The organism is Bacillus sp. CH_48 (assembly GCF_038008465.1).
GTDB lineage: Bacteria > Bacillota > Bacilli > Bacillales > Bacillaceae_G > Bacillus_A > Bacillus_A thuringiensis_S.
Map to the genome: position 1 here is coordinate 669,173 of NZ_JBBOZF010000001.1, position 12,519 is coordinate 681,691.

Here is a 12,519-nt window from a genome sequence, read left to right on the forward strand (position 1 = left end):
ACCCCCTACAATCACCTTATACTCACTCTTACAAGTTGCTATTTTAGGAGGACTAATCATGACAACTAGCAATACGTACAAATTTTATTTAAACGGAGAATGGAGAGAAAGCTCTTCAGGAGAAACAATCGAAATTCCATCTCCATACTTACACGAAGTAATTGGACAAGTACAAGCAATTACTCGCGGAGAAGTAGATGAAGCAATTGCATCTGCAAAAGAAGCTCAAAAATCATGGGCTGAAGCTTCCCTACAAGATCGCGCAAAATACTTATATAAATGGGCTGATGAGCTCGTAAATATGCAGGATGAAATTGCCGATATCATTATGAAAGAAGTCGGTAAAGGCTATAAAGATGCGAAGAAAGAAGTTGTTCGTACAGCTGACTTCATTCGTTACACGATCGAAGAAGCTTTACATATGCACGGAGAAAGCATGATGGGCGATAGCTTCCCGGGCGGAACGAAATCTAAACTTGCGATTATCCAACGTGCACCACTTGGTGTTGTATTAGCAATCGCACCATTTAACTACCCAGTAAACTTATCTGCTGCAAAACTTGCACCAGCATTAATTATGGGTAACGCTGTTATTTTCAAACCAGCTACTCAAGGTGCAATTAGTGGTATTAAAATGGTGGAAGCACTTCACAAAGCTGGCCTTCCAAAAGGTCTTGTAAACGTAGCTACAGGACGCGGTTCTGTAATTGGTGACTACTTAGTAGAACACGAAGGCATCAATATGGTATCGTTCACAGGTGGTACAAACACAGGTAAACATTTAGCGAAAAAAGCTTCAATGATTCCACTTGTATTAGAACTTGGTGGTAAAGATCCTGGTATCGTTCGTGAAGATGCTGACTTACAAGATGCTGCAAACCATATCGTAAGCGGTGCATTCTCTTACTCTGGTCAACGTTGTACAGCTATTAAACGTGTACTTGTACACGAAAACGTAGCGGACGAGCTTGTTAGCTTATTAAAAGCGCAAGTAGCTGAACTATCAGTTGGATCTCCAGAACAAGACAGCACAATCGTTCCATTAATCGACGACAAGTCTGCTGACTTCGTTCAAGGCTTAGTTGACGATGCTGTTGAAAAAGGTGCTACAATCGTTATCGGTAACAAACGTGAGCGTAACTTAATTTACCCAACATTAATCGACCACGTAACAGAAGAAATGAAAGTTGCTTGGGAAGAGCCATTCGGCCCAATCCTTCCAATCATCCGTGTTTCTTCAGATGAGCAAGCAATTGAGATTGCTAACAAATCAGAGTTCGGTCTGCAAGCAAGTGTCTTCACAAAAGACATTAACAAAGCATTTGCAATTGCTAACAAAATCGAAACTGGTTCTGTTCAAATTAACGGACGCACAGAGCGCGGTCCTGACCACTTCCCATTCATTGGTGTAAAAGGTTCAGGTATGGGCGCACAAGGTATTCGTAAGAGCCTTGAGTCTATGACACGTGAAAAAGTAACAGTATTAAACTTAGTTTAATTTTATATGTAGAAGCTGATCTAGTTTAGATCGGCTTCTTTTTATATCAAATAATTATTCATTCCTAATCACAAACTCTTCTCTATAATCTGATTATTACTATATCCATTGACGTATAAAAATTCATTTGTTACTCTTAAAGACGTTAATTTAATATTTAAATCCTCATTCGTATCTCGGTGAGGTAGAGGTTGCAATCATTAAGAGTATCATTTCAGGAGATGTAGTGGCATTGATGAAGAAATGAGAAAGGAATGGTTGCCGAAGTAAGTCGTGTCCACCATGCACACTTGCTGGGTCTGCATTTAATAAGTGCAGAACTGTCACAAACGTTTCGTTTGTGGAGAGCTATCGAGAGATATGTCGTGGGTTTCTTATAAGATAGAAAGCATGTAGCGGCAGATTACGTGCTTTTTTTGTTTTGTTTGGGACTTCTCTTCTCTACTAAGAAGACATACATATCTCCTCGCTTGACTTGGTTATACTAACTTTGGAGGTATTTTCTATGCAACAAAAAAAATGGGGCTTTTGGGTACTAACAGCTTTCGTTGTCGGTAACATGGTTGGCGCTGGTATTTTCATGGTGCCAAGTACGTTGGCACAAACAGCAAGCCCACTCGGTGTCACTTTAGCTTGGTTAACTACAGGGTTTGGTGTTTTAATGCTAGCTCTTGTTTTCGGTAATTTAGCAATTCGTCGTCCTGATTTAACGACAGGGCCACAAAGTCATGCATATGCTTTATTCTCAACACCAAAAAAGAAAAAAATGGCTGGCTTCAGTATGGTATGGGGATATTGGGTTGCAAACTGGGCAAGTAACGTTGCCATCATTACATCATTTGCGGGATATTTATCACTCTTCTTCCCAATTATGAAAGATACGCGACTACTATTTTCAATCGGTTCTTTTAACATAGAAGTCGGAAAACTAATTACATTTACGATTTGTTCCATCTTACTTTGGGGAACTCATATTATATTAACAAATGGTGTAAGCGGAGCTGGAAAGCTAAACTTCTTAGCAACAACAACGAAAGTAACTGGATTCCTTTTATTCATCGTCGTTACGTTATTTGCATTCGAAGCTTCTAAGTTTGGACAATGGTACACGCCGATGATTGATAAATCAGGTGTATCACATGGTCTTCTTTCACAAGTAAATTTAGCTGCTCTTACAACGCTTTGGGCGTTTATCGGAATTGAATCAGCCGTTCTTTTATCAAACCGTGCTGTTTCCCCAAAAACGGTAAAACGTGCAACAGTTGCGGGATTACTTATTACAGTTGCGATTTACTTAGGAATTACAATTTTAACAATGGGTGTACTTCATGTTGATAAATTACAAGCTTCGGAACGTCCATTAGCAGATGCACTAAACGCTGCAATGGGTCATGGCGGCGGGAAACTTATGGCATTACTTGCTCTTACTTCCCTGTTCGGTTCTATCTTAGGCTGGATTTTATTAAGCTCAGAAGTACCTTATCAAGCAGCAAAAGAAGGTTTCTTCCCTTCCTTCTTCACGAAAACAAATAAAAAAGGAAGTCCAATTTACTCATTACGATTAACAAACATTATGTCGCAAGTATTCCTATTCTCAACATTATCAGGAACTATTGCGGAAGCTTATACATTCGTTATTACCGTATCAACACTGGCCTACCTCATTCCATATCTCGTTTCACCAATCTTCCAGTTAAAACTAGTCGCAACTGGTGAAACATATAAAAATGAAATGCGGGCAAGAATTACAGATGGTATAGTCGCAGTGATCGCACTTTGCTACGCACTATGGGTTATTAAAACCGGCGCATCCGATATAAAAACGTTCCTTCTCGGAATTGGTTTATTCGTAATTGGATTTGCTTTCTATCCATTAATGAATCGTGATCAGAAAAAAAATAACGAAAAGAAAAACGGGCAAGTTGCATAACGCAATTTGCTCGTTTTTTCTTTTGTAAAACATATATAATAGAACAAAGAGGTGAAAAACATGTCAATCGAATCGCTATGGAGCAGTCGCTTCCAACAACATATTCAAAATATCATTACATACTTTGCACGTATGATTAACGGTTTACTATATAGCTTTATCTTTATTTCATGCGTTGGTGCATATTATTATGCTCAGTTTCTAAAAGCATCTCCTTCTAAAGGAATATCTTTAATAATTATAACGATTGTACTTACGTTCATTATAACGAGATGCCCTATCCGTACATTTATTCAAAAACCTGATGCTGTCTATTTGCTTGCATTAGAAGAGAAACTAACATCCTATTTCAAAAAATCTCTTCTATATAATTACATCATTCAGCTTTTCCCATTATTATTTACGTTCCTTATTCTCGTACCACTTGCTATGCAATCATTACAATTAACTGTACCTTTTTTATGTACAATCTTTATCGTGTTAATGATTACGAAAGCCTGGAACATGTACATACATTGGATGTGGCGTGATAGTCACGAAAAAAATATATGGCTGATCATTCGTATTACTTGTAACGCCCTAATCATTTACATGCTGTTTTATTCCGCAAATGTTCTCATATTGGGCGGACTACTCTTACTACTTGCTTTCCTACTTCTATATACGAAAAAACAGCCTACAAAACGAATACCGTGGGATTACATAATCGAGCAAGAAGAAAAAATGAACGTTCGTTTTTATCAATTTGCTAGCATTTTCACAGATGTTCCGCAACTGAATAAACAAGTAAATAAAAGAAAATGGCTTACAAATTGGATTGAACCTTTATTACATAAAAAACGAGCAACTTTCTTCTACTTACATACACTAGCATTTTTACGTGGAAATGATTATTTCGGTATATATATTCGCTTAGGATTGATCGGTGCTTTCGCCTTATATTTCATACCAAATATATACGTAAAAGGTGCTATCACTTACATCGTTCTATATATGATCTCTATCCAGCTTCGTTCACTATGGAAATATTTTTCGGGAAATATTATTGCAGCATTATATCCAATCCATACTGAAGAAAGAATGAAACAATTTCTTAGCTTAATCTTTATATTGCTAAGTATTCAACTCATTTTATTTTCGAGTGTTATACTCATTGCTACAGGTCAATTTTTACATAGCCTTATCATTATGATTGTCGGGTTACTCTGGATCAAATTTATTATTGTACCAAAAACGAAGCAACGCGTTTCTTCGTTTTAACGAAAAGAAATCTCTTAAACGCCAAGGAGAAAATAAATTATCCTTGGCTTTTTTATTTTGCTTCCTCAAACAAGAATCACTGAAACAACCGATATTTTATGATTTTTACATACAAAAACGATAATACATGTTTACGACCTAATAAAAAGGGTATTTATTAAATTAACAGGGCAAAGGAACTGGAGGGAATGAAAAAATATGAATTAAAGTTTCACTTTATAAAAGGTATTGCTCAAGGAAGATTCTGGAACCGATAATATAATGTAAGGAGCGGATTAGAATGAGTAAAAAAATTGCTATTTTAATAACGGATTATTTCGAGGATACAGAATACACAGAGCCAGTAGAAGCTTTTAAACAAAAGGGATATGAATTCACAACTATTGAAATGGAAAAAGGAAAAACGGTACACGGTAAGCAAGGAAAAAGTGAAGTCGTGATTGATAAAAGTATTGATGATGTTTCTCCAGAGAACTTTGATGCCCTCTTCATACCGGGTGGATTTTCTCCAGATATACTTCGTGCCGATGAACGTTTTGTTCGCTTTAGTAAAGCATTTATGGATGCGGAAAAACCTGTTTTCGCTATTTGTCACGGACCTCAGCTACTCATCACTGCACAAACACTTGAAGGACGTGATGTAACTGGATATAAATCTATTGAAGTCGATTTGAAAAATGCCGGCGGGAACTTTCATGACAAAGAGGTTGTCGTATGTCAAAATCAGCTAGTAACAAGTAGACAGCCAGAGGACATCCCAGCGTTTATTGAAGAATCGTTGCGTATATTAGGATAACTACTTCGGTTAACTAACCTCCTTTTATTTACATGAAAATAATTAATCAGTGGGGTTTTATTCATCCCCCACTGATTAATTATCCCTCACCAACTGGTCGTTTGCAGGAAATCCGACCACCACAAATAGCAGGATAAATAAAAAAGGGGGGAATCCAAAAGTTCAGTTTTAATAATCTTTTGGATTCCCCCCTTTTCTCGCCCCAAAATTCCTTTTCACTTTTCATAGGCATTTCTCATATAGTGAAAATGACTATATAATTCCTATCCATAAGTTAAATAATGATTTCGCACATATATAAATACAAAAGATGGGAGCCTTATTTATGAATAACAATCCGCCTTCAACGCCCCAAGACAACTCCGAAAACAATAGCCGTGATATTACACTGCAAACATTAAGGGTCATCGGACTCGTCGTCCTTATTAGTGGTTATATCCTCGTTGCGCTCTCTGAAGTAGGTGAGCTGAAAACCTTATTAACAAATCCGAATGCTAACCCTGATTTGGCTGAAGTTGATCCGTTTTAAAAAGAATAACATATCACCCTTCCTAAAAAAACGTAACAACTGATTCATTCGGCTGGGCAAATTTTGCGAAGTTATGGATAGAGTCATCCCCGCATTAAATACGGGGATGACTCTAATTATTGAATGACTTCTTCTAAATGATTCTTCAAGTTCCCTAAATACTTCTCTATATCCGGATTCTTCACCACATCATAACAAGCAAAACTCTTTAACGGACTCATACCGAGAAACTTCTGCACGCGGTGTAAATGACTAAGCGCTGATTCTAAACTTTCTCCTTCAAAGAACTTCGTCTTATCTCCAAATGCTTTTTCAGGTGCATTCCAAGTTGTAGAGAACATATACTCTTTCTCTTTTAATAAACCACCTGTTCCATATTCATCAGCACCTTTAAAGAACAAACCGTATTCATATACTTCATCCATATACGTTTTAAATAAGCCCGGTACACTAAACCAGTAAATCGGCGTTTGATAAATCACAACATCAGCCCATAAAAACTTCTCTTGTTCTTCTTTAATACTATAGCCATCTTGAATCGTTGTTGTTTTCACATGATGCTTCTCACTTAATACCGTTACCATATAATCTACTAACGTTTTATTTAATCGTCCTTCCTTTGTACCGTATTTTTCATGTCCATTTATAATAAATATATTTTTCATCGTTTTTCTCTCCCCTATATGATCTACTCTTCAGCTATTAAGCCGAGTTGCTGCTGTAGTGTAAGATTATCTTCTAAATGCCAATCCTCCGTTATCTTTCCGTCTTTCACATGTAAAATATCAATTGCAAAAAAATTAATTTTCTTACCATTATGTGTTCCTGTAAAAGAAAGACGGGCTGTTACTTTATCACCAACAACTAATAAGTCTTCAATCTCGCAATGTATATCAGGCACAACTTTACGAAAATTTTGCGCTGCAAACTTTAATCCTTCAATGCCTTGTGGTCGCCCTTTCGGCAATGTATTATCGAAGAAATCCTTAGTAACAGTCTGCGGAATAAGTTCCTCCTTACCTGTATCCCAAAATGCATAAAAACGCTGCGCCGCATGAACCATTTCTGTCGCTTCTTTTTTACTTAGTGAGGGATCAATTGTCATTGCTTTTGGCTTTGGCATTTCTTTTAATAACTGAACTTCAGTTTTTTGTTCCACACCACATGCTACAAGCACAATACAAATAACAAACAAACTAAGAAATCCAAATAACTTTTTTATCCCCATGGAAATCACCACCTCCTTATATAAATCCTTTTTGTTTCGTATTGCTATTGTATATGCACTAACTTCCTTTATGGAAGTAGTGATATTTTTTTCATATAGTTACCAAAAGTATAGTTTTGTGATACTATAAAGCAAATTCATCCAAAAAAAATTTTATGGAGGCTAGTTCCATGAACGATATAAATCCAGTTGAATTAACGAAAGGTTTACCTGGCATACCTTGTCCCATCGCTAAAACGCTTGATGTTATTAGTACAAAATGGACATTTTTAATCATTCGTGATCTTCTTATCGAAGGAACATTACGCTTTAGTGATTTACAAAAATCAATGGATGGGATTAGTCCAAAAACATTATCACTTCGACTAAAAGAATTAGAGTCTCAAGGCATTATAACGAGAAAAGTATATCCAGAAGTTCCGCCTCGTGTAGAGTACACATTAACGAATAAAGGAAAGCAATTAGAGGGGATTTTTATTGAATTAAAACGGTTTGGATTAAGCTTATAAAACAAAAAAGCCTTACCGTTAAAGTGAAGTGAACCCGAATAGTGGTACATGAAAAAAATAAGAGTTCATTACCCAGAAGAAGTAAAGTGGAAAGTGATTGAAATGAAAAAGGATGGGTATTCCAATTGGACCATTATGGAGAAACTCGGAATTAAAAATGTTTCCCAAATTAAGATATAGATGAAATGGTATCGTACAGATCAAACGTATCAGTTTCAACAACCTGTAGGAAAACAATATTCTTATGGAAAAAGACCAAAAGAGCTCAGTGAATTAGAATAGCTACGTATAGAAAATAAACACCTAAAAACAAAATTACTTGTATGGGGAAATTATCTGGAAATCGAAAGGGGCTGAAATCAGAAACTGTAGTTACTTTATGGAAAAATTTAAAAACAAAAATAACGGTAAAAGAATTGCGTAACGTATTAGAATTACCCCTTCCACATTTTATCGTTAATTACAACGAACGGAAGATCTGAAAGATGATATAGGGGTACAGACACATCGCCATCAAGCTAACAGAACAGATTGTCCCTAAACGAAAATTTTGTAGCTTTTTTAGCACGGAAGTTCATTATTATCGTTTTTTATGTTTCTTAACTTGATAGAGGTGTGGTGGATCCCTTTTTTAGAAGTAAATACTTCTAACACCTTGTAGTATTTGAAGATCAATTTTATCTGCTTTTGTCCTTTGAATTATAAAATCTAATCCATTTTTAGTATTGTCCGCATATTTAGGCATTGCTTCAAGTGTATCTGTCAATGGTTTGGTGAAATCGTCCCAGTGTATTGGAATAACAAGCTTCGGTTGTACTTTTCGTACAGCTTGCTCGTAATACATATTTTGGAAAATACTTTCCTGCTTTCCTAATCCCCCTATTCCTAAAAACAGGACATCAGCTCGAATATCATCTAATACACCTTCTATATAGTTAGCACTTGGTTTAACAAGGAAAGTTTTATTATTATACGTAATCAAGTAATCATATGAAGAGTCTTCATGATAATCTAGTGCTTTAGTTGGTTGTTTAAGTGGCTTTTTTATTTTTTCTCCTTCATCAAAGGTTGGTGAATGTTTCGATGGAAGGACAGTAACAGTAAAATCACCAAACTTCATAGCCTTATTTACTTCATATACAGACATCTGGTTCTTATTTATATCACCACCAATACCTATGTTAATTGCTGACTCTGAACCATATACATGTGTTCCAGTTCGTTTAGCTATGTAAGCTAAATCAAACGCATGATCATAATGTGTATGTGCAATAAATAATCCCTTAAGTTTATTATTATCAGCCCCTATTTGATTAAAAATTTTATCTACAGTATCTTCGTCTGTTTTTATATTGCTGAACAACATTTTTGGTAAGGATGGCCTAGAAATAAAACCATCAATCATTACTTGCGTATTTCCATCATCAAATAGTAAAGATGATGTTCCTAAGAATGTGACCTTTACCTCACCGTGATTCAATACTTTTTGTGTTGTTTTTGGAGCATAATATGCCTTGTATTGTTGAATATCTGCTGAAGGTGCTAAAAACTTATAATACACGAAAATAGAAGCGATTAGTACTAGTACTAATAATCCTATAAAAAACACCCTTAATTTATATTTCAAAAAACATTCTCCTTTCTAGACAAAAGATATTATTATTTGACTGTGCTAAATCCTCCTACTTGAGGTTACCACAAAGTATCTATAAAATTAAAAAAACACCATCCTTTCCTATGATTCTACAGAAAGAATAGCGTATTTTTTCATTTTAGGAGGAATTTTGTTTTGTTAGCCTGATAGCGATGTGGCGGTACCCCATATAGAAAAAACCGATTCCCTACACGTTAAGGATATCGGCTTTTGTTCATTCCATTATTCTTTACCAATTAAAACTTAGTAAATTTTAATTCAAACATTAAAATTATTTATTACTTATACACAACTTTAAAATAAGAATAAACCGTTAATACATAATACCCAAAATAGATTATGCAATATACACCACTACCAATTAATATAGGAATTATAATAGTATATTTAGGCATATTTGTTAGTATTGGTATAGCAAATAAGCTATGAGTTAGTCCGATTATCACAGGTAAAATAAAACTAAAGCTAACTTGTTTTGAAATTGACTTTCTTACTTCTTTTTTCGTAACACCAATTTTACGAAGTGTCTCATAATATCTCTGATTTGCATATGCTTCAGATAATTGCTTATAGTAGATAATAGAGCCTGTTTCCAGCACAAATACAGCCCCTAAAAAGATACCAATAAATAATATGAGCCCATACATCTCCATAACATCTAAATTTGTTTTATAGAAAGTATTGATTTTAAAAACATCATCATCAGGTACTATTTTTAATAAACCTTCAGTCAATTCTTTACTATCCTTTTGTTGTGCTACATCAATATTTTTCACGATATAGGTCTTATGTGTTTGCTTAACTATTTCATAGAGCTCATCAGGTACAACGACAACCAATTCTCCTAAATTTGTTAGTTTACGAATTTTGACGTCCTGCATGACAAATATTTTCGGCTCAACTTCAAGGGGTAATTGAATTCTATTTCCCTTTTCAAAATTCTTATCTTCATGTAGATTATATATAAATACTTCTCCCGGATTTAAGTTGAATTTTTTCACTCCCATATTTTTAGCGTTTCTATTCAACATAGATTGGGACATAAGCTGAAAATCATACGGTATTTTAAAAGGTGAATTGGGTAAAGCTGTACTTTCTTTTTCCTCAAAAGGACCTCCCTTAATCGTTACCATTTCAACTTCAAAATCACGGATAATTGAATTTTTTTTCTTGTTCTCTTCGAAAAGAGTCTGTATGCGCCTTTCAATCGCATTCTCTTGTTTTTTATATGAAAAACTGTACGGTGCCTCGCCTTTTGCTTCCAATTGTCCTTCGAAATACCCTGATACAACAGTACTAATTGCTGTTAAAGCTACAGCACTTAATAGAGCAATGATTGCAAGTAACTTTGCGTTTCCTTTTATCCGATATAACAACTGTGAAATATTTAGTATGTTCATACCATTGTAAAGTATGTTTCTTTTACTTCTTATTTTCTTTAATACAATTACTGTGTAAGATGAGAATAGAAAGTATGTTCCAAGAACAATTGCAATCAAAATAATAACCGGGACATACACAGGATCTTCCATAGGTCTCTTCACAAACTTTACGACTTCATTAAAATAAAAGGCTAAAACATAACCTATTCCTATTAAAATAATACTCATGTACGCCAACATTCTAGATCCTTTTGGCATACTTTCTCCTTTATGATCGGCTTGAAACATCTCAATTAAAGAAAATTGATAAATTATACGAGAACTTTTCCATGCAGTATATAATAAAATAGCTAAAAAGATGACAGATGTATCTATCAGCGATTTTATAGAAAACTCAAAATAAACAGGTGCATTTAATTTCATCAAGTTTGTTAGCAATTCTAAAGCTAATTTAGAACCTAAACTACCAATTAGTACTCCAATTACTAAAGCCACGCTCCCCATAATAATAGTTTCCCAAAATAGCATTGTACTGATTTGTTTTTTAGTTATACCTAATAAAGAGTACAATCCTACCTCTTTTTTGCGCTTCCTCATAAAAAAATTAGTAGAGTAAATAATAAATATCGCTATAAAAAGGATGAGAATTACTTTGGATGATTGAAGAACACTATTAACCATCACACTATCAACCATTACTTTTTTGATTTGAGCACTATAGCGAAGTGAGGCAAATATAAAATAGATAACCATACTCACAGTTAGGGAAACAAAATAGAGTATATACTCTTTAAAATTACGTCGTATATTACATTGAACGATATCAAATAACGTCATCCATTACACCTCCGGAAATGGATGACATTACGTCAACCACTTGTTGAAAGAACTGTTTACGTGTTAATTTCCTGCGATGTAATTCTTTACATAACTCACCATCTTTAATAAAAATAACTCGTTTACAGTAACTTGCTGCAAACGCGTCATGCGTTACCATTAGAATTGTTGAATTATCCTGTTCATTTAATGACTTCATACTTTCTAATAAGTCTGTGGCTGACTTAGAATCAAGCGCTCCTGTTGGCTCGTCTCCAAAGACCATACTTGGATTGGTAATAATTGCACGAGATGCTGCGCAGCGTTGCTTCTGTCCCCCAGATACTTGGTATGGAAATTGATTTAAAATATGCTCAATTTCAAACTTCTTCGCAATTTCCAAAACGCGTCGATCAATTTCGCTCGCTTCCACTTTTGATAACGCAAGCGGAAGGGCAATATTCTCTTTCACTATTAGCGTATCTAATAAATTATAATCTTGGAAAATGAAACCTAAATGGTTACGTCGAAATAATGCCAACGTATCATCATTCATCTTTACAATATCTTTTCCATCAATTAAAATCTCACCGCTAGTCACATTATCGATTGTAGAAAGAACATTTAATAGCGTCGTCTTACCTGAACCAGAAGGTCCCATAATTCCAACGAATTCACCTTCTTTTACTTGTAAGTTAATACCTTTCAACGCCTCAAGTGCATTTCCCCCTGTTTCATATACTTTTATTATATTTTTTGTTTCTAATACTGTTTTCATTTTTATATTCCTCTCTTCTCTTCATATCTATAGCCAAAAAAATCTATATAAAATTAGAAATAAGATTGCTTAACTTTTGGGTTACCTCAGGAAAGTCCTTATTTAAAAAGAGAAAATACACATGGGGGTATTCACCCTT

Annotated in this window: 11 protein-coding genes, 1 pseudogene and 1 riboswitch; of the genes and pseudogenes, 7 read left to right on the plus strand and 5 right to left on the minus strand. The window is 34.8% G+C overall.

Features of this window, described 5'->3' with window-relative positions; genetic code table 11:
• Window positions 1-58: 58 nt before the first annotated feature.
• The 5 genes from gapN (at window position 59) to N2V92_RS03115 (ending at window position 6,013) form a co-directional block, all read left to right on the plus strand.
• Window positions 59-1,498: an NADP-dependent glyceraldehyde-3-phosphate dehydrogenase gene (gene gapN / locus N2V92_RS03095; RefSeq protein ID WP_000213634.1), complete on the plus strand. Its 1,440-nt coding sequence runs from the start codon at window positions 59-61 to the stop codon at window positions 1,496-1,498.
• A 177-nt stretch (window positions 1,499-1,675) separates the two neighbouring features.
• A riboswitch (Lysine riboswitch) is annotated at window positions 1,676-1,857 on the plus strand.
• A gap of 146 nt (window positions 1,858-2,003) precedes the next feature.
• Complete coding sequence (locus tag N2V92_RS03100; RefSeq protein ID WP_001186292.1) at window positions 2,004-3,428, plus strand: amino acid permease; 1,425 nt, start codon at window positions 2,004-2,006, stop codon at window positions 3,426-3,428.
• Window positions 3,429-3,488: 60 nt separating this feature from the next.
• Entirely contained in the window at window positions 3,489-4,688 is a 1,200-nt protein-coding gene (locus N2V92_RS03105; RefSeq protein WP_016078063.1) for an ABC transporter permease, read from the plus strand.
• 280 nt (window positions 4,689-4,968) lie between these two features.
• Entirely contained in the window at window positions 4,969-5,484 is a 516-nt protein-coding gene (locus tag N2V92_RS03110; protein WP_000037532.1) for a type 1 glutamine amidotransferase domain-containing protein, read from the plus strand.
• A 325-nt stretch (window positions 5,485-5,809) separates the two neighbouring features.
• Window positions 5,810-6,013, plus strand: coding sequence for a hypothetical protein (locus N2V92_RS03115; RefSeq protein ID WP_016078064.1), 204 nt, complete (start codon window positions 5,810-5,812; stop codon window positions 6,011-6,013).
• Between the two features lie 116 nt (window positions 6,014-6,129).
• Here N2V92_RS03115 and N2V92_RS03120 read toward each other — a convergent pair whose 3' ends face one another.
• Both N2V92_RS03120 and N2V92_RS03125 read right to left on the minus strand, forming a co-directional pair.
• Window positions 6,130-6,678: an NAD(P)H-dependent oxidoreductase gene (locus N2V92_RS03120; protein WP_016078065.1), complete on the minus strand. Its 549-nt coding sequence runs from the start codon at window positions 6,676-6,678 to the stop codon at window positions 6,130-6,132.
• Window positions 6,679-6,701: 23 nt separating this feature from the next.
• A complete protein-coding gene (locus N2V92_RS03125) occupies window positions 6,702-7,241 on the minus strand; it encodes an ester cyclase (RefSeq protein WP_000511560.1) in 540 nt (179 codons plus the stop codon).
• Between the two features lie 170 nt (window positions 7,242-7,411).
• Between N2V92_RS03125 and N2V92_RS03130 the strand changes: the two genes are divergently transcribed.
• Together N2V92_RS03130 and N2V92_RS03135 are read left to right on the plus strand one after the other, a co-directional pair.
• Window positions 7,412-7,750, plus strand: coding sequence for a winged helix-turn-helix transcriptional regulator (locus tag N2V92_RS03130; RefSeq protein ID WP_016078066.1), 339 nt, complete (start codon window positions 7,412-7,414; stop codon window positions 7,748-7,750).
• 48 nt (window positions 7,751-7,798) lie between these two features.
• Window positions 7,799-8,207, plus strand: a pseudogene (locus N2V92_RS03135) (IS3-like element ISBt2 family transposase); the annotation flags it as partial.
• A gap of 174 nt (window positions 8,208-8,381) precedes the next feature.
• On the opposite strand, the gene N2V92_RS03140 reads toward N2V92_RS03135, so the two are convergent.
• From N2V92_RS03140 to N2V92_RS03150, 3 genes are all read right to left on the minus strand, one after another.
• Window positions 8,382-9,377 carry an MBL fold metallo-hydrolase gene (locus tag N2V92_RS03140; RefSeq protein ID WP_016078067.1) on the minus strand — a complete coding sequence of 332 codons (996 nt, stop codon included), beginning with the start codon at window positions 9,375-9,377 and terminating at the stop codon, window positions 8,382-8,384.
• 305 nt (window positions 9,378-9,682) lie between these two features.
• Window positions 9,683-11,623 (minus strand): ABC transporter permease, encoded by a 1,941-nt coding sequence (locus N2V92_RS03145; RefSeq protein ID WP_016078068.1) that lies wholly within the window; start codon window positions 11,621-11,623, stop codon window positions 9,683-9,685.
• Window positions 11,610-12,380 (minus strand): ABC transporter ATP-binding protein, encoded by a 771-nt coding sequence (locus tag N2V92_RS03150; RefSeq protein WP_016078069.1) that lies wholly within the window; start codon window positions 12,378-12,380, stop codon window positions 11,610-11,612. Before N2V92_RS03150 ends, N2V92_RS03145 begins: the two co-directional genes overlap by 14 nt.
• Between the last annotated feature and the right edge of the window lie 139 nt (window positions 12,381-12,519).

What these genes read in the sequence shown, in the direction of transcription:
- gapN (WP_000213634.1), top strand. Translation starts at nt 59, where the DNA reads ATGACAACTAGCAATACGTACAAATTTTATTTAAACGGAGAATGGAGA.
- N2V92_RS03100 (WP_001186292.1), top strand. Translation starts at nt 2,004, where the DNA reads ATGCAACAAAAAAAATGGGGCTTTTGGGTACTAACAGCTTTCGTTGTC.
- N2V92_RS03105 (WP_016078063.1), top strand. Translation starts at nt 3,489, where the DNA reads ATGTCAATCGAATCGCTATGGAGCAGTCGCTTCCAACAACATATTCAA.
- N2V92_RS03110 (WP_000037532.1), top strand. Translation starts at nt 4,969, where the DNA reads ATGAGTAAAAAAATTGCTATTTTAATAACGGATTATTTCGAGGATACA.
- N2V92_RS03115 (WP_016078064.1), top strand. Translation starts at nt 5,810, where the DNA reads ATGAATAACAATCCGCCTTCAACGCCCCAAGACAACTCCGAAAACAAT.
- N2V92_RS03120 (WP_016078065.1), bottom strand. Translation starts at nt 6,678, where the DNA reads ATGAAAAATATATTTATTATAAATGGACATGAAAAATACGGTACAAAG.
- N2V92_RS03125 (WP_000511560.1), bottom strand. Translation starts at nt 7,241, where the DNA reads ATGGGGATAAAAAAGTTATTTGGATTTCTTAGTTTGTTTGTTATTTGT.
- N2V92_RS03130 (WP_016078066.1), top strand. Translation starts at nt 7,412, where the DNA reads ATGAACGATATAAATCCAGTTGAATTAACGAAAGGTTTACCTGGCATA.
- N2V92_RS03145 (WP_016078068.1), bottom strand. Translation starts at nt 11,623, where the DNA reads ATGACGTTATTTGATATCGTTCAATGTAATATACGACGTAATTTTAAA.
- N2V92_RS03150 (WP_016078069.1), bottom strand. Translation starts at nt 12,380, where the DNA reads ATGAAAACAGTATTAGAAACAAAAAATATAATAAAAGTATATGAAACA.